The organism is Microvirga sp. jy35 (genome assembly GCF_056148915.1).
In genome coordinates, this window is record NZ_JBWBEW010000002.1 from 1 (window position 1) to 17,573 (window position 17,573).

General features: G+C 65.4%; 19 protein-coding genes. 10 read left to right on the top strand and 9 right to left on the bottom strand.

Annotation, left to right across the window (positions count from 1 at the left end; all coding sequences use genetic code 11):
* The first annotated feature begins 307 nt into the window (after nucleotides 1-307).
* Genes AC0QTX_RS01710 through AC0QTX_RS01720 form a run of 3 tightly spaced genes read left to right on the top strand, consistent with a single transcriptional unit; the run spans nucleotide 308 to nucleotide 3,256 of the window.
* The gene (locus AC0QTX_RS01710; RefSeq protein ID WP_474602090.1) at nucleotides 308-1,159 is read left to right on the top strand and encodes a chorismate mutase; all 852 of its coding nucleotides are present in this window, start codon (nucleotides 308-310) and stop codon (nucleotides 1,157-1,159) included.
* Nucleotides 1,160-1,212: 53 nt separating this feature from the next.
* Nucleotides 1,213-2,313 carry a histidinol-phosphate transaminase gene (hisC, locus tag AC0QTX_RS01715; RefSeq protein WP_474602395.1) on the top strand — a complete coding sequence of 367 codons (1,101 nt, stop codon included), beginning with the start codon at nucleotides 1,213-1,215 and terminating at the stop codon, nucleotides 2,311-2,313.
* Nucleotides 2,306-3,256 (top strand): prephenate/arogenate dehydrogenase family protein, encoded by a 951-nt coding sequence (locus AC0QTX_RS01720; RefSeq protein WP_474602091.1) that lies wholly within the window; start codon nucleotides 2,306-2,308, stop codon nucleotides 3,254-3,256. Before hisC ends, AC0QTX_RS01720 begins: the two co-directional genes overlap by 8 nt.
* A gap of 192 nt (nucleotides 3,257-3,448) precedes the next feature.
* Here AC0QTX_RS01720 and AC0QTX_RS01725 read toward each other — a convergent pair whose 3' ends face one another.
* Entirely contained in the window at nucleotides 3,449-4,501 is a 1,053-nt protein-coding gene (locus tag AC0QTX_RS01725) for a DUF2125 domain-containing protein (RefSeq protein ID WP_474602092.1), read from the bottom strand.
* A gap of 186 nt (nucleotides 4,502-4,687) precedes the next feature.
* Here AC0QTX_RS01725 and AC0QTX_RS01730 point away from each other — a divergent pair, with 186 nt between their 5' ends.
* Nucleotides 4,688-5,224: a gamma-glutamylcyclotransferase gene (locus AC0QTX_RS01730; protein ID WP_474602093.1), complete on the top strand. Its 537-nt coding sequence runs from the start codon at nucleotides 4,688-4,690 to the stop codon at nucleotides 5,222-5,224.
* On the opposite strand, the gene AC0QTX_RS01735 is transcribed toward AC0QTX_RS01730, so the two are convergent.
* The 5 genes from AC0QTX_RS01735 to ftsE all read right to left on the bottom strand — a co-directional run bounded on the left by AC0QTX_RS01735 (nucleotide 5,212) and on the right by ftsE (nucleotide 9,253).
* Nucleotides 5,212-5,610 (bottom strand): hypothetical protein, encoded by a 399-nt coding sequence (locus AC0QTX_RS01735; protein WP_474602094.1) that lies wholly within the window; start codon nucleotides 5,608-5,610, stop codon nucleotides 5,212-5,214. The genes AC0QTX_RS01730 and AC0QTX_RS01735 overlap by 13 nt on opposite strands.
* A 346-nt stretch (nucleotides 5,611-5,956) precedes the next feature.
* On the bottom strand, nucleotides 5,957-6,724 hold the full coding sequence (locus tag AC0QTX_RS01740) for a lysophospholipid acyltransferase family protein (protein ID WP_474602095.1): 768 nt from the start codon (nucleotides 6,722-6,724) through the stop codon (nucleotides 5,957-5,959).
* Nucleotides 6,725-6,797: 73 nt separating this feature from the next.
* Nucleotides 6,798-7,538, bottom strand: coding sequence for a YdcF family protein (locus AC0QTX_RS01745; protein WP_474602096.1), 741 nt, complete (start codon nucleotides 7,536-7,538; stop codon nucleotides 6,798-6,800).
* Nucleotides 7,539-7,646: 108 nt separating this feature from the next.
* A complete protein-coding gene (locus tag AC0QTX_RS01750; RefSeq protein WP_474602097.1) occupies nucleotides 7,647-8,624 on the bottom strand; it encodes a cell division protein FtsX in 978 nt (325 codons plus the stop codon).
* A gap of 5 nt (nucleotides 8,625-8,629) precedes the next feature.
* Nucleotides 8,630-9,253, bottom strand: a complete 624-nt coding sequence (ftsE, locus tag AC0QTX_RS01755; protein WP_474602396.1) for a cell division ATP-binding protein FtsE — start codon at nucleotides 9,251-9,253, stop codon at nucleotides 8,630-8,632.
* 505 nt (nucleotides 9,254-9,758) lie between these two features.
* Between ftsE and hpt the strand changes: the two genes are divergently transcribed.
* A complete protein-coding gene (gene hpt / locus AC0QTX_RS01760; RefSeq protein ID WP_474602098.1) occupies nucleotides 9,759-10,331 on the top strand; it encodes a hypoxanthine phosphoribosyltransferase in 573 nt (190 codons plus the stop codon).
* A gap of 58 nt (nucleotides 10,332-10,389) precedes the next feature.
* Here hpt and AC0QTX_RS01765 read toward each other — a convergent pair whose 3' ends face one another.
* The gene (locus AC0QTX_RS01765) at nucleotides 10,390-10,899 is read right to left on the bottom strand and encodes a TspO/MBR family protein (protein ID WP_474602099.1); all 510 of its coding nucleotides are present in this window, start codon (nucleotides 10,897-10,899) and stop codon (nucleotides 10,390-10,392) included.
* Nucleotides 10,900-10,970: 71 nt separating this feature from the next.
* On the opposite strand from AC0QTX_RS01765, the gene AC0QTX_RS01770 reads away from it, so the two are divergent.
* The 4 genes from AC0QTX_RS01770 (at nucleotide 10,971) to AC0QTX_RS01785 (ending at nucleotide 15,009) form a co-directional block, all read left to right on the top strand.
* On the top strand, nucleotides 10,971-12,122 hold the full coding sequence (locus AC0QTX_RS01770; RefSeq protein ID WP_474602100.1) for a trans-sulfuration enzyme family protein: 1,152 nt from the start codon (nucleotides 10,971-10,973) through the stop codon (nucleotides 12,120-12,122).
* Nucleotides 12,123-12,367: 245 nt separating this feature from the next.
* Nucleotides 12,368-14,311 carry a bifunctional 2',3'-cyclic-nucleotide 2'-phosphodiesterase/3'-nucleotidase gene (locus tag AC0QTX_RS01775; RefSeq protein WP_474602101.1) on the top strand — a complete coding sequence of 648 codons (1,944 nt, stop codon included), beginning with the start codon at nucleotides 12,368-12,370 and terminating at the stop codon, nucleotides 14,309-14,311.
* Between the two features lie 139 nt (nucleotides 14,312-14,450).
* Nucleotides 14,451-14,675: a hypothetical protein gene (locus tag AC0QTX_RS01780; protein ID WP_474602102.1), complete on the top strand. Its 225-nt coding sequence runs from the start codon at nucleotides 14,451-14,453 to the stop codon at nucleotides 14,673-14,675.
* A 190-nt stretch (nucleotides 14,676-14,865) separates the two neighbouring features.
* The gene (locus AC0QTX_RS01785) at nucleotides 14,866-15,009 is read left to right on the top strand and encodes a hypothetical protein (RefSeq protein ID WP_474602103.1); all 144 of its coding nucleotides are present in this window, start codon (nucleotides 14,866-14,868) and stop codon (nucleotides 15,007-15,009) included.
* Nucleotides 15,010-15,146: 137 nt separating this feature from the next.
* On the opposite strand, the gene AC0QTX_RS01790 is transcribed toward AC0QTX_RS01785, so the two are convergent.
* Complete coding sequence (locus AC0QTX_RS01790) at nucleotides 15,147-16,037, bottom strand: YihY/virulence factor BrkB family protein (protein ID WP_474602104.1); 891 nt, start codon at nucleotides 16,035-16,037, stop codon at nucleotides 15,147-15,149.
* A gap of 257 nt (nucleotides 16,038-16,294) precedes the next feature.
* Between AC0QTX_RS01790 and AC0QTX_RS01795 the strand changes: the two genes are divergently transcribed.
* Complete coding sequence (locus tag AC0QTX_RS01795) at nucleotides 16,295-17,161, top strand: DMT family transporter (protein ID WP_474602105.1); 867 nt, start codon at nucleotides 16,295-16,297, stop codon at nucleotides 17,159-17,161.
* 167 nt (nucleotides 17,162-17,328) lie between these two features.
* On the opposite strand, the gene AC0QTX_RS01800 is transcribed toward AC0QTX_RS01795, so the two are convergent.
* Entirely contained in the window at nucleotides 17,329-17,490 is a 162-nt protein-coding gene (locus AC0QTX_RS01800; RefSeq protein ID WP_474602106.1) for a hypothetical protein, read from the bottom strand.
* Nucleotides 17,491-17,573: the final 83 nt, after the last annotated feature.

Here is a 17,573-nt window from a genome sequence, read left to right on the forward strand (position 1 = left end):
CCGAACTCAACCTCTGCGCGCTCCGCTGGAGCGGCGAGGCAAGCCTTACTCCCGCGCTTCCCTCGACCCACGAGACAAGCCAGGGCCAAGCCTTCAATCCTTCGCGTCACAGGCGGGAAGCTGCTGCCTCATGTGCAAGGCCTGCCGCGCAATCAGGGATGACAAGTTCAGCCAAAACCGCCAAAGAATGGCGCCCGACCTGAGAGACCGGTTCATGAATCTCGACCTCATCCTGAGGAGCCCATTACGTGGGCTCCTCAGGATGAGGGTTAGGTGTGCAGATGAGCCCGAGCTGAGGATCCCGCCCATGTCCGCCGAGAAGCCCGCCGAGAAGGCCGCACTTGCCCTTGCCGAACTCCGCCAGGAGATCGACCGCATCGACGAGGCGATGCACCGGCTGCTCATGGATCGCAGCACCATCATCGACCGGCTGATCGCCTCCAAGAACGCTTCGAAGACAGGCCTCGCCTCGGCCTTCCGCCCCGGCCGCGAGGCCTCGATGATGAAGGCGCTGGCCGAGCGCCACGAGGGCCTGCTGCCCCTGGATACGGTGGAGAGCATCTGGCGCGTGATCATCGGCACCTTCACCTATGTGCAGTCCCATTACACGGTCCATGCCGACGTCTCCGGGGGCGACGCGCCCATGCGGGATTCGGCCCGGTTCCATTTCGGCTTCACGGTGCCCTACGTGATGCATCCGAGCGCCGCGGCGGTGATCGAGGCGGTGGCCTCCTCCGGGGGCGATCTCGGCATCTTCCGCCTCGACCAGGGGGCGACGAGCGGCGCCTGGTGGCGCACGCTGGCCGACCGGGACCGCCCGAAGGTCATCGCGCGCCTGCCCTTCATCGAGCGGCCGGCCCATCCGGCCGGCACCCCGGTCTTCGTGATCTCGAAGCCCCTGGTGGATGCGGCCGTGCGCGACGTGGTGCTCTATGCCGCCCAGTTCGAGCGCTGGCACCGGGGCGCCAACGAGGCCCTGATCCGCCTCGGCGGCGAGGTGGTGGCGAGCGCCGCCGATGCCCATGGCCTGTCGGAGCTCATCGCGGTGCCCGGCGCCGTCGAGCCGTCGCAGCTGCACGAGACCCTGACGCGGGCGGGCGCCAGCCTCGCCCAGCTCGCCGAGGTCGGGAGCCATGCCGAACGTTTCCACGTGAAATGAAGCCCGACCTGCGCTAGAGCAGCCGCCAACAATTCGATTGCTAGGAAACAATGATGTCCGTTCGTCCCCAGCCCCGTCCCGGCGTGATGCAGATCGACGCCTATGTGCCCGGCAAGAGCAAGGCCGCAGGGGTTGCGAAGATCCATAAGCTCTCCTCCAACGAGACGCCGCTCGGCCCCTCGCCCAAAGCCATGGAAGCGATCCGGACCTTCGATCATCTCGAGCTCTACCCGGACGGCGCCGCCACGAAGCTGCGCGAGGCGATCGGGGCCCGCTACGGGCTCGATCCGAACCGGATCATCTGCGGGACGGGCTCGGACGAGCTGCTGTCGCTCATCACGAACGCCTATGTGGGTCCGGGCGACGAGGGCATCTTCACGGAGCACGGCTTCCTGGTCTACCGCATCGCGATCCAGGCTGCGGGCGGCACGCCGGTGGTGGCGCCGGAAAAGGATCTGCGCACCGACGTTGATGCGATTTTGGCGAAGGTGACCGACAGGACCAGGATCGTCTTCCTCGCCAACCCCAACAACCCGACCGGCACCTACATCCCGTTCGACGAGGTGAAGCGCCTGCACGCAGGCCTGCCGCCCCATGTGCTGCTGGTGCTGGACGCAGCCTATGCCGAGTACGTGCGCCGCAACGATTACGAGGCCGGACTGGAACTGGTCGCCACCTCCGAGAACGTGGTGATGACGCGCACCTTCTCGAAGATCTATGGGCTGGCCAATCTGCGCCTCGGCTGGATGGTGGCGCCTCCCCACATCGCGGATGCGATCAACCGCATCCGCGGACCCTTCAACGTGAGCGGCCCGGCCATCGCCGCCGGCATCGCGGCGATCCAGGACGAGGCGCATATCGCAAAAGCCGTCGAGCACAACGAGCGCTGGCTCGCCTGGCTCACCCGCGAGATCGAGGCGCTCGGCCTGAAGGTCACGCCGAGCGTCGGCAACTTCCTGCTGATCCATTTCCCGCAGGAGGCCGGGAGGACGGCCAAGGATGCAGACAGCTTCCTCACGGCGCGCGGGCTGATCCTGCGTCAGGTTGCGGCCTATGGCCTGCCCGATGCCCTGCGCCTGACCGTGGGCAACGAGGAGGCGAACGGCCTCGTCGTGGCGGCTTTGCGCGATTTTATGGGTGGCAAAAATGCCTGAGCGTCTCGGCCCCCCGCGTGACACGCCGCTGATCGAGCGCGTGGCGCTCATCGGCCTCGGGCTGATCGGCTCGTCCATTGCCCGCGCCGCACGGCACATGAATCTTGCGCGCACCATCGTGGCGGTCGATGCGAGCGAGGCGGTGGTGGCCCGGGTGCGGGAGCTCGGGATCGCCGACGAGGCGACCGCCGATGTGGCGGCCGGCGTGCGGGATGCGGATCTCGTGATCCTGTGCGTGCCGGTCGGCGTCTGCGGCACGGTGGCGGAAGCGATGCGCTCAGGATTGAAGCCGGGCTGCATCGTGTCGGATGTGGGCTCGGTGAAGGCCTCCGTGGTCGCCCAGGTGCAGCCGCATCTGTCTGAGGGCGTGCATTTCGTGCCGGCCCATCCGGTGGCGGGCACGGAGCATTCCGGTCCTGACGCGGGCTTCTCGACGCTCTTCCACAATCGCTGGTGCATCCTCACGCCGCCCGAGGGAACGGACGAGGCGGCCATCGGACGCGTGCGCGCCTTCTGGGAGGCCATGGGCTCCAACGTGGAGGTCATGAGCGCGCAGCACCACGATCTCGTGCTCGCCATCACCAGCCATGTGCCGCATCTGATCGCCTACAATATCGTCGGCACGGCGGCGGATCTGGAGACGGTCACGCAAGGCGAGGTGATCAAGTTCTCCGCCGGCGGCTTCCGCGACTTCACCCGCATCGCGGCCTCGGACCCCACCATGTGGCGCGACGTCTTCCTGCACAACCGGGAGGCCGTGCTGGAAATGCTGGGCCGCCTCAACGAGGACATCGCGCTTTTGGCGCGCGCCATCCGCTGGGGCGAGGGCGACAAGCTCTTCGACCTCTTCACCCGCACCCGCGCCATCCGCCGCGGCATCATCTCGTCGGGCCAGGAAACCCCTGAGCCGGATTTCGGCCGGAGGCGCGAGGACAAGTCTTAGGCGGCATTCATCGGGTGGGACGAAACTCCACTGTCATTCCGGGCTCCGCTGCGCGGCCCTGGAATGACAGAGCGTGGGTACATCCATCACGTCATGGCCGGGCTTGTCCCGGCTATCCCGATGATGTGAAGCGCCATGCCTTTCGGATCGAGATCACCGGCACAAGGCCGGTGACGACGTGAGGAATAGCCCTCAATAAAGCGGCTGCAGCCTCACGTTCGGGATCACGAAAGGTCCCATGGCCAGGAGGCCGTTTTCGAGGCGTAAGGGAGGCAGGGAGGCGAGCTGCGGCTTGGCGTTCGGCTGAGCGGCATTCGCGCGCGGCCCCTGTCCCAGCAGCATCCCCAGCAGATTGCCGCCGAGGCGCCCGCCGGTGAGGTTGCCGAGAAGGCCGTCGAGGCCGGCGGCCGCCACGTTCAGCTGACCGGCCGGCCGGTGCTGCTCGTCGAGGCGCAGCTCGCCCTTGGTCTCGATCTGGCGCGCGCCCTTGGCGGCGGACAGCATCAAAATGTCGAGCCTGCCGCCCGCTTTGCGCCAGAGCTCCATCTCCTCCGCAATGGTACCGCCCCTGAAGCCGTCGGCCTGAGTGACGGTGATGTCGGCGTTGAGGTTCGTCGGCTCCGCACCGCCGATGAGCGCATCGAGAAGCGGAATGCGCGCCTCCGTCACGGAGGCCGCGACATCGCGGGCCTGTTCGGCGCTCCGCGATGGGTTGGGTCGCACGTGAAGCTCCAGACGCTTGCCCGATCCGGTCAGCTCGCCGGCCGGCAGGCCTGTGACCGTGACCTTCGGGGCGTTGGCGGCAACGGATATCCGCTGCAATCCCGCCTGCGAGGCATTGATGCTGGCCTGCAGCAGATCCCAGCTGCCCTGCACCGTCACCGTGCCGTCCGTCACCTTCAGGGGGCCGGCCACCTCGGTGATGATGCGCCGCGGCTGGTAGACCTGCGCCACGGCCTCGGTGCGCCCGAAGGAGGCGTTCACCGCGCCACGCTTCAGGTCGAGCGTGTTGCAGATCACCTCGATGCGAAACGGGTAGCCGGCGATGGTGCGGTCCGCGCACGTCCATTCACGACCGGCTTTCGCCTCCGCGGCGAGCCAGCCGTCGAGCGCCTCCGCGGTGCGGTTGCGGATCACGAACCAGGCGACACTCCAGGCAATGGCAAGAAGGAGCAGCAGGACGAAGGGCGTGTAGAGCCAGAAACGGCTTCGGCGAGCATGCCCTGCGGGGGCGGCCTGATCCATGCGCGATCTCCTGTTGTGCGGATGCTGGGTTACTGCTTAGCGCCTCGTGCGGAAAAGTGGACACCATTTTTCCGCGAGAACGATGCGCTCATCGAAAGACAAGCATCGAATTCAGCCCCAAAAGTGGTTCCCACTTTTGGGTTCGATGCTATAGGCCCGAAGCAGGCAAGGTTCGGGCGCGGTGACATGATGGACCTCACGGAGGATTTATGGGTGTTCGGCTACGGCTCGCTCATGTGGCGGCCGGGCTTTCCCCATGTCGAGCGCATGCACGCCCATCTCTACGGCTACCATCGATCCCTCTGCGTCTTCTCCCATGTCCACCGGGGAACCCCTGAGCATCCGGGACTGGTGCTGGGCCTCGACCGGGGCGGCCGTTGCCACGGGGTCGCCTTCCGGGTCGCCCCGGAGGAGGCGGAGGGCACGATCCAGTACCTGCGCGAGCGCGAGCAGGTCACCGCCGTCTATCTGGAGCGCCGCCTTCCGGTGCGGCTGGCCGACGGCCGACGAGTCAGGGCGCTGGCTTATGTGGTCGATCGCTATCACGGGCAATATGCAGGGCGCCTGTCCTTCGAGGAAGTCTTGAGGCACGTGCGGCAGGGCAGCGGGGTTTCCGGGCGCAACCCGGATTATGTGCGCAACACCTACGACCATCTCATCGGCATGAGCGTGGTCGATCCGCTGCTGCACAAGATCGTGGCGACGCTGGATCAGGAGGCCTGAGTCTCGTCCTCGCGCAGATCCTCGAAGATCGCCCGGCGATCCTCCTCCGTCGCGGCAAGCCTGTGGATGTGCAGCTCGGTGGCGCCCAACTCCTGCACCTTGGCGAGCCAGCGCATCCGGGTGTGTTCGGCCGGCTCGGAGGCAGCCATGCCGGCATCGATGACCGTGCCGGTCCCGTCGCTATCCCGCCTGACGGCAAGGATCACGGCGTCCGTGACATCGAGAAGCTCGGCTTCATTGAGGGGATGGACGCCCACGATATAGCGGCGTCCCGAACGGCCGCGCCAGGAACTCAGGGTGGAAGAGGAGCGAAGCCCTGCGGTCGCCCGTAGCCTTTCCTCGCGCACGCCAGCCCTCCGCATTCGGTCGTTGCGGAGATCCCGCATGGCCGCGTTCCAGGATATGGTTCGTTTGTTCGCCATATGTTCTTATATGTAAGAACGGCCGAGTGAGTCGTCAAGGTGGCTGAAAGCTTGGCAGGAATTGGATTTGCGGGTTTTTGCGCCGGGCGCGAGTGGTCGCCTTCTGTCGTCATCACCGGCCTTGTGCCGGTGATCCCGATTGTGTGGAGCGCCGTGCTTTTCAGGATCGGGATGGCCGGAACAAGGCCGGCCATGACGTGGTGGGTGTCATCCCCGGTGAGCGCAGCGAGGGAAGGGGATCCATAGTGCTGAGCGTGTGAGTGGATTCCCTTTCCCTTCGCTTCGCTCAGGCCGGGAATGACACCAGTTTTCACGCCTTCGACAGGGAAGCCTCCGAGGCCGTCGCAGGACCGAGACCGAGCTCCTGCCGGCCCTTCTCGTAAAGCCTGTCCGAGGCCGTCTCGATTTCAACCTGCACCCGCTGGAAGAACTCTTCGCGCGAGAGGCCCGCTGGAATGGGGTCGAGCACCTCGATCCGCACCGTGCCGGGCCGGCGGATGAACTGGCGGCGTGGCCAGAAAAGCCCGGCATTCAGGGCGATCGGAATGCAGGGAAAGCCCAGATTCTGGTAGAGATGCGCCACGCCGTATTTGTAGGCTGGCGGAGCGCCCGGCGGCCGGCGGGTTCCTTCCGGGAAGATGATGATCTGGCGTCCGTGCTGTGCTTCCTCCTTCGCGCGCTGGGTCATCTGCACGAGAGCGACCGTGCCGGCCTTGCGGTTCACCGGCACGCACTGGGCCTTTGCCAGATGCCAGCCGAAGATGGGGATCCACATCAGCTCCCGCTTCAGGATGTAGGTCGGATCGTCGAGGATCGTCACGATGGTGAAGGTCTCAAGAAACGACTGGTGCTTGGCCGCCACCAGCGCCCCGCCCGGCGGGATCTTCTCCCGGCCGGTAATCTCGACCTTGATGCCGGCAATGACCCGCAGAAGCCAGATCGACGTGCGGCCCCACAACTTGACCATGTCCATGAAGACCCGCCGCGGCGCCAGGAGGCCCGGGATCAGCAGGATCAGCCACAGGATCAGGTTGGCGTAAAAGGCGATGTTGAACAGCAGGGAGCGGAGGATCAGCATGGCGTCTTGAAAATGAAAAGCGGGGCACCTGCTCCGCGGCGCCCACCATAGAGGGTTTTCGCCTAGGGTCCAGCTAGCGCCAGAGCGGTTCCGCAATCAGCTGCTTCTTGACGGGGGATCCGCCGCTGATGAGGTGGGCCACCGACGAGCGCTCCGGGTCGTCCTCGAGATGGGTGCGCACCCAGACCGCCAGGAACTTCAGGTATTCGGTGAAGATCACCCGGGCGACCGCGGGATTATGCCACCAATCGTGCGGATCGATGGTCGCGGCCACCGGATAGGGGATCTTCTGCAGGTTCGGCAGGGCGTGGTCGAGCTCCGCGAGGGTGCGCGGCATGTGGTAGTTCGAAGTCACCACGATGATGGTGTCGAAGCTGTTCTTCTCGGCCCAGCGCCGGGTCTCGATGGCGTTGCCGATGGTGTTGCGGGCCCGGTAGTCGAGATCCACGCAGCAATCGAACAGGCGCCGCTGTCCGGGATTGAGCCGGGCGATCTGGTCCCGGCTGGTGTTCTCGTTGACGCCCGAGATCAGGAGTCGCTTGGCATAACCCTTGTCCAGAAGATCGATGGCATCGCCGATGCGCTGGGCACCGCCGGTCAGGGCCACGATGCCGTCCGCCCGGGTTTCGGGTCGCTGCTCGGAGCGGTCGAGGCTGTAGACGAAGATGAGAAAGCCCAGGAAGCCGGCTATGGCGGCGCATGTCGCGGCCCAGAAGCCGAAACCCAGGATGCGTCGCGCCCACGACCGCCGTGCGGGAGCCTTAGGCGATTCCAGCATCGTCCAGCCCCAGCCGACGGTTTCCGAGGTGTCCATGGCGCCCGGCGCACTCCAACTCTGCGTTCGCGAGGTCATCCTGGACGAGGATAAGGGAGATTGCGGCAATGGAGAGGCGGCCTGCTCTTTCTCTGTTAACTCTCACCATCAACCATTTTCGTTAAGAAAGCGTCTCACGGTCAGGCGCGACACGATGCCCGTGATCACGGCCACGAACAGCGCGATCAGCACCACGACCGCATAACCCCGCCAGCTGATGGTGAAGGCGCCGAATAGGGCCTCGATCTGGTCGCCGGTCGGGCTCGCCCGCCAGGAGCGGGTCACGAGGCCCAGGATGAGGGTCAGGATCATGGCGGCGCCGGCCCCGATGGCGCTGCCGCGCAGGCCTAGCCGGAAGAAGCGCCGCTGGAACTCCTTGGCGATGAAGTCGTCGTTCGCGCCCACGAAATGGAGCACGTCAACCACCTCCCGGTTGCTCGCCATGGCGCCCCGGGTGGCGAAGATGACGGCAAGCCCCGCTGCGACCAGCACCAGGCTGACCAGGAACACGCCGACGCCGATGATGGTGTTGGCCATGGTGGAGAGCCGCGAGACCCAGAGGGCGTGGTCGTCCAGGGTCGCGCCCGGCACATCCCGCTGCAGGGATTGCCGCAGGGCCGCGAAATCCGGCTTCGCGTCCTCCCGGATCTTGATCACGATGAGGCGCGGCACCGGCAGGTCGTTGAAGTCGAGGCCGGTTCCGAGCCACGGCTCGAGCAGGCGCTCTGACTCCTCCTTGGAAAAGGCCTGAGCCTCCTCGACTCCCGGCGCCTGACGGGCCAGCGCCACCGCGCGCTCGACATCCTGGTCGGTGGAGCGCTGGGCATTGGGCCGGATCTGGATGGTGACTTCACGGGCGATCTCGGAGCGCCACTGGGCCGAGGAAGCCGCCACGAGCTCCGCCCCGCCGGCGCACAGGGCCGCCAGGAAGGTCAGGATCGCGATGACGGCCGCCAAGGCCTGGCCGCCGGCGGAGTCCACCGGCACGAGCGGAGCGTTCCGGCTCAACGAGGCGGGCAGGGGGCGCTTCCGGCCGTCGGAGGCCGCGGCGGCCTTCTTCAGGCCCGGTTGCGGGGGGGCATTCATCCGGCTCACTCGTCGATGTGCAGCCGGCCGTCGCCGAGCACGAGGCGGCGCACGTCGAGCTGATCCATGAGGCTGAAATCGTGCGTGGCGATGATCACCGAGGTTCCGAGCCGGTTGAGTTCGATGAAGAGGCGCAGCAGGCGGCGGGCAAGCGACGGGTCCACGTTGCCGGTGGGCTCGTCGGCCAGAAGCAGGTCGGGGCGCACGATCAGCGCGCGGGCGATCGCCGCGCGCTGCTTCTCGCCGCCCGAGAGCACCGGCGGCAGCATGTGCATGCGGTCGCCTAAGCCCACCCAGCGCAGGAGCTCGACCACCTCCGCCCGGTAGCTCGCCTCCTCCTTGCCCTGCACGCGCAGGGGCAGGGCCACGTTCTCATAGGTCGTCAGGTGATCGAGCAGGCGGAAATCCTGGAACACCACGCCCATGCGGCGGCGCAAGGCGGTCAGCTCGTCCTTCGAGATCCGGGAGACGTCCTCGCCGAACATGGAGATCAGGCCGCGGGTCGGCTTCACCGAGAGCAGGATGAGGCGCAGCAGCGTCGTCTTGCCGGCGCCTGACGGGCCGGTGAGGAACTGGAAGGAATTGGGCTCGATGGAGAAGGTCAGGTCGCGCAGGACCTCGGGCCCCATGCCGTAGCGCACGCCCACATTCTCGAAATGCACGACCGGCGCCGCGCTTTCATCGTAGTGATAATCGTCGTGATCGAGCGCTTTCACACGTAGTCGAGCCATCCTTGAAGTGAAGAAACCCGGCGATTCGCTTCCTTATCGCCCCGTTATGGTTAGCAAGCCATAAACTTGCAGGACTGTAACGGGAAGCAAAGCTCTCGCGGGACATTGCCGCAGGATGCCAAGCAATGACACTCCCTGTCATCACCGCACAGGGCCGGTGATCCCGATCATGGGGAGCGTCGTGCCCCCCAGAATCGGGATGGCTGGGACTGATCCCCGGATCAAGTCCGGGGACGGCCATGACGTGGTGGGTGTTATCCCCTCCGCTGCGCTCCGGCCGGGAATGACATTGGAGTTCATGGATTCGCCTGAAAACACGCCAACTCCGTTTGACATCCTTGGACAGTCATGGTCGTGAAGGGGCGGCTCTGAAAGCCCATTATTCTTTTCTGGACGAATGACGATGAGCACTGCCCACCGCATCCGGGTTCTTTTCGACGAAGACATTATTGCCAAGCGCAACGAGGCGCTGGCCCAGGAGATCGCGGCCGCCAAGCCCGAAAACCTGCTCGTCGTGGCCGTGCTCAAGGGCAGCTTCATGTTCGCCGCCGACCTGATCCGCGCCCTGCACCGGTCCGGGCTCACGCCCCAGGTCGAGTTCGTTCATCTGTCGAGCTATCTGGACGGAACGGTTTCCACCGGCAACGTCACGATCCTGCGCGACGTCGAGAGCGACGTGCGCGGACGCGACGTGCTGCTCGTGGACGATATCCTCGAGTCGGGCCGCACGGTCACCTTCGCCAAGGACCTGCTGATGGCGCGCGGCGCCAAGAGCGTGAAGACCGCCGTCCTGCTCGAGAAGCCCGGCAAGCGCGCCGTGCAGATCCAGCCGGATTATGTGGGCTTCACTTGCCCCGACGTGTTCGTGATCGGCTACGGCATGGACGTGGCCCATTCCTACCGGCAGCTGCCGTTCGTCGGGGTCCTCGATCACCTCGACAAGGACCCGGACCTGTTCGACAAGCCGGGCCAATAGCGCACGCTTCCTCATACACGGCCCTCATCCTGAGGAGGTTGTTGTCCGAGATGCGAGATCAGCCGTTGAGCCGCCAGATCGTGCCGTTGAGCAGGGTGGCATAGCCGACCCAGGCGAGATAGGGCACCAGCAGCAGGGCCGCGAGGCGGTCGAGCTTCCAGAAGGTGCGGATCGTAGCGAGTATGGCCACGATCAGGGCCGCGATGACCACGAGGCCCGCTACCGGGCTTTTGCCCCCGAAGAACGCGAAGGACCACGTCCCGTTCAGCGTCAGCTGCACGAAGAACGCGACAATGGCCGCCGCGCGTCCGGGCCGGTTCTCCGGCAATGCGAGAATGCGCCAGAGCGCGTAGGCCATCATGGCGTAGAGCAGCGTCCAGGCGACCGGGAAGGCCCAGTTCGGCGGCGTGAAGGCCGGCTTCTCAAGTCCCGCGTACCAGGTCGGGATGTTCGGCTGCGTGATCAGGCTTGCCGACACCGCCACCGCGACCACCGGCAGCACGGCCACGAGAAAACGTGGCAGCGGCGGCATTGCATGGCTGCCCGGCGCAGTTTGGTCTGTATGCATCCTCGAAATCCCTTTAAGGACAGCGTGTCCGTTTCCAGTGACGCAACCTGTCACGCTCTCCGGAGGTTCCCATGCCGTCATCGCGTTCCCCATGGTCGAAGCGCAGCCTGACCGCTCAGGCCATGGGCCATGTGGATCCGATCACCAGGGCGGTCGTGCCGCCGATCCATGTGGCGACCACCTATATCCGCGATGAGGACAATGCCTATTCCTCCGGGTTCGTCTATGGCCGGCCGGACAATGCCACGATCCGCGAGGCGGAAGAAGTGCTGGCGATGCTGGAGGAGGCCGAGGCCGGCGCGCTGCTGTTCTCGTCCGGCATGGCGGCGGCCACCGCGGTGTTCCAGGCCCTCGATCCGGGCGATCACATCGTCGCCTCCAAGGTCATGTACTGGGCCCTGCGCAGCTGGCTGATGACGGAAGCCGTCCGCTGGGGTCTCAAGGTCGATTTCGTGGAAACCGACAACCTCGATGCACTGCGTGAAGCGGTAAAGCCCGGCCAGACCAAGCTGGTCTGGATCGAGACGCCCTCCAACCCGCTCTGGACCATCACGGACATCGCCGGCGCCGCCGAGATCGCCCATGAGGCCGGCGCGCGTCTGGCGGTCGATTCCACCACCGCGTCGCCGATCCACACCCGACCGCTCAACCTCGGCGCCGACATCGTCATGCATGCGGCGACGAAAGTGCTGAACGGCCATTCCGACGTAGTGGCGGGAGCGCTCGCGGGTGCCAAGGCGGATGAATTCTGGGCCCGCGTCGTCAGCATCCGCAAGATGCAGGGTGCGATCCTCGGTCCTTTCGAAGCCTATCTTCTGATGCGCGGCATGCGCACGCTCCATGTGCGCACGGCAGCCCAAGCCAAAAGCGCGCTCGATCTCGCGCAGCGCTTTTCCAGTCATCCGAAGGTCGCCCGCGTGCTCTATCCCGGCCTGCCGCAGCATCCCGGCCACGACATCGCCGCCCGGCAGATGGAGAACGGCTTCGGCTACATGCTGTCGATCCAGGTCTCGGAAGGCGAGGCCGCGGCGATCCGCGCGGCGGCCCGGGTCGGCCTGTGGAAGCGGGCGACGTCGCTGGGCGGCGTCGAGAGCCTCATCGAGCACCGCGCCTCCATCGAGGGTCCGGGCACCCCATGCCCGCCGGACCTCCTGCGGCTTTCCACCGGCATCGAGGATGTGGAGGACCTGTATTGCGATCTGGACGAGGCGCTGCGGGGCTGACACCCGCCCACGTCATGGCCGTCCCCGGACTTGATCCGGGGATCAGTCCCAGCCATCTCGATCCTGTGAGGCTCGGCACTTTTCTAATCGAGATGACCGGCACAAGGCCGGTGATGACGGACAGGGAGGCCGGTGAATTCTCAGCGCCCGCTTAGCCAGCTATATTGATTCTGTCACAAAACCTGTGCTTCTGTCGTGTAGAGGCGAATTCTGTTTCGCTGCACAACAAGACCAAAGGGAAGACCATGACCCAATCCATCACCCGCCGCCGCGTCCTGCAGACCGGCGTGGCTGCCGCGGCGATTGCCGGCCTGCCGCAGACCAGCTGGGCCGCCGGCCCGGTCGTGAAGCTCCGCATCCTGGAGACCACCGACCTTCACGTGAACATCTTCCCTTACGACTACTATCGCGATGCGGCTGACGACACGGTGGGGCTTGCCCGCACGGCCACCCTGGTGAAGGGCGCCCGCGCCGAGGCTAAGAACTCCCTGCTGTTCGACAACGGCGACCTGATCCAGGGATCGCCGCTCGGCGATTTCGTGGCCTATCGGCAGGGCATGAAGAAGGGCGACGTGCACCCCATGGTCGCCGCCATGAACGAGCTCGCCTATGATTGCGGCACGCTCGGCAACCACGAGTTCAACTACGGCCTCGAGTTCCTGCAGAACGCCATGGGCACGGCCAAATTCCCGCTGGTCTGCGCCAACGTGCTCAAGGCCAACGGCGAGTCCCTGCAGAAGCCCTGGATCGTCCTCGACCGCGAATTCACCGACGAGGCCGGCGCCAAGCAGACGATCAAGGTGGGCGTGATCGGCTTCGTGCCGCCGCAGATCGTCCAGTGGGACAAGTCCCACCTCGACGGCAAGGCCACCACCATCGACATCGTGGACGCTGCCAACAAGCACGTGCCAGACCTCAAGAAGGCCGGCGCCGACATCGTCGTGGCGCTGTGCCATTCCGGCATCGCCGGCGGCGAGCGCAAGGGCGGCGAAGAGAACGCGGCGCTCCACCTCGCCAAGGTCGAGGGCATCGACGTGATCCTCACCGGCCACCAGCACTTCACGTTTCCGGGCGGCAAGGAGTTCAACAACATCGCCGGGGTCGACGTGCAGAAGGGCACGCTGCACGGCAAGCCCGCCGTCATGGCCGGCTTCTGGGGCAGCCATCTCGGCCTCGTCGATCTCGAGCTGACCAAGGAAGGCAATGCCTGGAAGGTCGCGAACTTCCGCACCGAGGCGCGCCCGATCTACGACCGCGTCGACCGCAAGGTCGTAGCCAAGGTGGAATCCGATGCGGCCGTGATGGCCGCCGCGAAGGCAGGCCACGAGGCGACGTTGAAATACGTGCGCGAGCCCGTCGGCACGACCGCCGTGCCGATCCACTCCTACTTCTCGCTGGTGTCGGACGACGCCTCCGTGAAGCTCGTGACCGAGGCGCAGGCCTGGTACGTGGCCGACCAACTGAAAGCATCCGCCTTCAAGGACCTGCCGATTCTGTCCGCAGGCGCTCCCTTCAAGGCCGGCGGACGCGGCGGTCCGAACTACTTCACGGAGATCAAGCCCGGCCCGCTCGCCATCAAGGACATGGCGGACATCTACATCTACCCGAACACGATCCGCGTGGTGAAGATCACGGGTGCCCAGGTGCGTGAGTGGCTCGAGCGCTCGGCCGGCATCTACAACCAGATCGATCCGGCCAAGGGCGGCGAGCAGGAACTCGTCAATCCCAAGTTCCCGGCCTACAACTTCGACGTGATCGCCGGCGTGCAGTACAAGATCGACCCGACTCAGGCCTCGCGCTACGACGACAACGGCAAGGTGGTGAACGCCAATGCGCGCCGCATCAAGGACCTGACCCATAACGGCAAGCCCGTGACGGACGACCAGCAGTTCCTCGTGGTGACGAACAACTACCGGGCGGGCGGCGGCGGCAACTTCCCCGGCGCCGACGGCACCACCATCGTGTTCGAGGCGCCGGACCTGACCCGCGACGCCATCATGCGCTTCATCCTGGAGAAGAAGGAAGTGGCCCCGAAGGCGGACGGCTCCTGGGCGCTCGCGGTTCCGGCCGGCGTCACCATGACCTTCACCACCGGCCCGAACGCCGCCAACTACCAGCCGGCCGGCATCAAGGTCGAGAAGATGGGCGACGCGCCGGAAGGCTTCGTGAAGTACAGGATCGTGAGCTGATCATCGCAGCATCGCAATCGGAGACGGCCGGGCTCATGCCCGGCCGTTTTCGTAGGGACGTCCGGTGCTGAGCGGAGGCCAGGGCCGAACCTGTTCGGTAGTTGGCCGTTACTTGGCTGACCCCTGACCGGAGAGCCCTGTGGGACAGATCACCTTCGACGGCCTTGGCCCCTATGACCTGCCCGACGCCACCCATGCCGACGCCAAGAAGGACGGCGACGGGTTCATGCTGTCGTTTCGCATGTGGAAATCCGAGAACGAATGGACTCTGGTGCGAATCCACGTGAGCGATGAAGAAGCCCATAAGCTCGTGCGCCAGATCGGAGACGAGCAGGTGAGAACGGACGGATCGACCATCATCTAGCGCGAAGCTCATCGCGGGCGTCGCGATCCGTTCAACAGCTTCACGCGAGCATCGGGTTCCGAGCCGGGCCGCACTTACAAATGACGCATTGGCCCTGTATGGTTCAACCATCAGCGATTCCCTAGTCGGCCGCTGCCCTTTTGGGCGCATGCTGCGTCTCGAAGCTTGTCCAGGCTTTGGAGAATGAATCATGCCGGTCGACCTCCCTCCTCAGAAGAAGCTCGCTCAGGCCGTTCCGGCCTCATGGAACCTGGTCTTCGATCGCTCCCTGAACTGGCTCGCCGTGGTTGTCGGCCTGGGCCTTTGCCTTTGGGTCATCACCCTCGGCACGTGAAGGGGAATCTGCTCTTGGATCCGAACCAACAACGCAAACATCCCTGGCTCAGCCTCATCGGCATCGCCGCCATCGGCCTGTTCGGGCTCGTCCTGATGGTGATCCTGACCCCCTGAACGATTCAACGGATTGCCCGGTCAGGGCAGGGCGATCACGTCTTTCAGCTGCTCAGGCTTCGGCTCCCTGCCGAGGCGGCGGCGCTTGGCCAGGATGATCGTGCCGTTCAGCTCCCCGCCGAACAGGAAGATCGCGCTGAGGGTATAGAGGAAGATCAGCGCCACCATGGCTGTGGCGAGGCCGCCATAGGTGGACGCGTAGGCCCCCGGATAGAACTCCAGATACCAGCTGAAGGCGAAGCCGCCGAGAAGCCACAGCGCCAGGGTCACGCCCACGCCCGGCAGCACCGCGCGGAAGCTGCGCCGCCCGGAGGGAATAAGCTTGTAGGCGAGCAGCAGGCCCGCCACGATGACGGTGGTTGCCACCCCGATGCGCAGGAAGGCGATCAAGCCGTCGAAGGGCTGCAGCGCCGGCACCCAGGACAGCACGATCCGCCAGAGGAATGGGCCGAGCACCACGAGCAGGGCGAGCGCCAGCAGCATGAGGGCTCCGGCAATCACGAAGGCGATGGACTCGAGCCGCGTCAGCCACCAGGCGCGGGTTTCGCGCACCCCATAGGCGCGGTTGAGCCCGACCCGCAGGCTCTCGACCCCGCTCGATGCGAAATAAAGCGCGAGCACCAACCCGAGGGTCACCACGTCGCTGCGCTTGACCGAGAGAATGGTGTGCACCTCGCCCGCGATGGGTCCCGCGATCTCCCGCGGCCAGGCCTCCAGGATGATGTCCGCAACCTCGTCCGCCAGGGTCCCGGTGCCGAACAGGCTCGCCAGCGCCGTGACCAGGATCAGGAACGGGAACATGGAGGTCAGCACGGACAGCGCAATATGGCTCGCAATCGCCCAGGCATCGTGCAGCACGAAGCGGGTGGACGCGATGGCAACGAGTTCGAGCCAGAGGCGAAGGCGGTTCAACGGCGGAGTCTCCAAGAGGCTGGAGATGGTGCGGCGGGGGTCAAGGGCAAGGAAACGGACTTTGAGGCAGCTGGGTTATGAAGCGTAAAATGAAGAGCACACCTTAAGTTATTCTTGAAAGGTTAGCTCTGCGAGCATCGCCGCCACACCTCTCCCTCGTGGAGAGGTGAAGTCGCCCCTCATTACGCATCGACAAACACTGGGGCTCGGGCCTACAAGGCCATTCCTCTCCTACGGCTTCAGCTTCGCATCACCCCATGAGCCCAACCCTCTTCGCCCGCCTCGCGCCGCCGCTGTTCGTGCTCATCTGGGCCACCGGCTTCGTCGTGGCGCGCCTCGTGGCGCCCTATGCCGAACCGCTGACGTTTCTGTTCGTGCGCTACGTGCTCGCCACCCTGGTGCTCGCCGTCATCGTCACGGTGGCGCAGGTTTCCTGGCCGCGGACCTGGAAGGATTGGCGCACCAGCATGATCGCCGGCGTTCTCCTGCACGGGTTCTATCTCGGGGGCGTGTTCTGGGCGGTCAAGCACGGGCTGCCCGCAGGAATCTCCGCCCTGGTGGCCGGTCTCCAGCCGCTGGCCACGGGCCTTCTCGCCGGACCCCTGCTGGGCGAGCGGGTCTCAGCCAGACGCTGGACCGGGATCGGCATCGGCTTCATGGGCGCAGCCCTCGTGGTGGCTCCGAAGCTCGGCGATGGCGGCGTGCCGCCGCTGGCGCTCTTCATCTGCGTGCTCGGCATGCTCTCCATCACCTTCGGGACGATCTGGCAGAAGCGCACCGGCAGCAATCTCGACCTGCGGGTCAATGCGACCATCCAGTATATCGGAGCCGCCATCGTCACCCTGCCGCTGGCGCTGCTGCTGGAAGAGGGGCACATGGATTTCACGCTTCCGCTCATCGGCGCGCTCGCCTGGGCAGTGTTAGGCCTGTCCATCGGGGCGATCGGGCTGCTGCTGTTCCTGATCCGTCAGGGCGCGGTCGTGGGCGTGGCGACCCTGCTCTATCTCGTGCCGCCGGTTGCAGCCCTCATGGCTTTCGCGCTCTTCGGCGAAACCCTGAGCCTGATCCAGCTCGCCGGCATGGCTCTTGCGGCCGCAGGCGTCGCGGTGGCGAGCAGGAACTGACACGGACAAAAAGCGTCTGAATTCATCCCCTCAACCTCATCCTGAGGAGCAGACGTCAGTCTGCGTCTCGAAGGAGGCTCCAGTGCTCTCTGGAAGCTCCTTCGAGACGCCGCTTGCAGCGGCTCCTCAGGATGAGGACTGAGGTTAAGGCGGTTTCTGAAATCGAATTACTTCGTGATCTTCACGGAAACCGGGTCGCTGGCGGGAAAGGTCTCCTCCACGCCCTCGTCGAGAAGCTCTTCCTGATGCTTCTTGTTCTCGGTCTGCTTGTCGTCCTTGCGGTCGTTCTTGTCCTGGTTTTTATCATCAGAGCGGTTCTTGTCCGTCATAGGGATCTCCATCGTCGGATTGCGTGTCATGTCGTGAAGACAACGCGTGGGGCCAAGCTCCGATCCTCCATCCGCCCAAATGA

What these genes read in the sequence shown, in the direction of transcription:
- AC0QTX_RS01710 (WP_474602090.1), top strand. Translation starts at nt 308, where the DNA reads ATGTCCGCCGAGAAGCCCGCCGAGAAGGCCGCACTTGCCCTTGCCGAA.
- hisC (WP_474602395.1), top strand. Translation starts at nt 1,213, where the DNA reads ATGTCCGTTCGTCCCCAGCCCCGTCCCGGCGTGATGCAGATCGACGCC.
- AC0QTX_RS01720 (WP_474602091.1), top strand. Translation starts at nt 2,306, where the DNA reads ATGCCTGAGCGTCTCGGCCCCCCGCGTGACACGCCGCTGATCGAGCGC.
- AC0QTX_RS01725 (WP_474602092.1), bottom strand. Translation starts at nt 4,501, where the DNA reads ATGGATCAGGCCGCCCCCGCAGGGCATGCTCGCCGAAGCCGTTTCTGG.
- AC0QTX_RS01730 (WP_474602093.1), top strand. Translation starts at nt 4,688, where the DNA reads ATGATGGACCTCACGGAGGATTTATGGGTGTTCGGCTACGGCTCGCTC.
- AC0QTX_RS01735 (WP_474602094.1), bottom strand. Translation starts at nt 5,610, where the DNA reads ATGCGGGATCTCCGCAACGACCGAATGCGGAGGGCTGGCGTGCGCGAG.
- AC0QTX_RS01740 (WP_474602095.1), bottom strand. Translation starts at nt 6,724, where the DNA reads ATGCTGATCCTCCGCTCCCTGCTGTTCAACATCGCCTTTTACGCCAAC.
- AC0QTX_RS01745 (WP_474602096.1), bottom strand. Translation starts at nt 7,538, where the DNA reads ATGGACACCTCGGAAACCGTCGGCTGGGGCTGGACGATGCTGGAATCG.
- AC0QTX_RS01750 (WP_474602097.1), bottom strand. Translation starts at nt 8,624, where the DNA reads ATGAATGCCCCCCCGCAACCGGGCCTGAAGAAGGCCGCCGCGGCCTCC.
- ftsE (WP_474602396.1), bottom strand. Translation starts at nt 9,253, where the DNA reads ATGGGGCCCGAGGTCCTGCGCGACCTGACCTTCTCCATCGAGCCCAAT.
- hpt (WP_474602098.1), top strand. Translation starts at nt 9,759, where the DNA reads ATGAGCACTGCCCACCGCATCCGGGTTCTTTTCGACGAAGACATTATT.
- AC0QTX_RS01765 (WP_474602099.1), bottom strand. Translation starts at nt 10,899, where the DNA reads ATGCATACAGACCAAACTGCGCCGGGCAGCCATGCAATGCCGCCGCTG.
- AC0QTX_RS01770 (WP_474602100.1), top strand. Translation starts at nt 10,971, where the DNA reads ATGCCGTCATCGCGTTCCCCATGGTCGAAGCGCAGCCTGACCGCTCAG.
- AC0QTX_RS01775 (WP_474602101.1), top strand. Translation starts at nt 12,368, where the DNA reads ATGACCCAATCCATCACCCGCCGCCGCGTCCTGCAGACCGGCGTGGCT.
- AC0QTX_RS01785 (WP_474602103.1), top strand. Translation starts at nt 14,866, where the DNA reads ATGCCGGTCGACCTCCCTCCTCAGAAGAAGCTCGCTCAGGCCGTTCCG.
- AC0QTX_RS01795 (WP_474602105.1), top strand. Translation starts at nt 16,295, where the DNA reads ATGAGCCCAACCCTCTTCGCCCGCCTCGCGCCGCCGCTGTTCGTGCTC.
- AC0QTX_RS01800 (WP_474602106.1), bottom strand. Translation starts at nt 17,490, where the DNA reads ATGACGGACAAGAACCGCTCTGATGATAAAAACCAGGACAAGAACGAC.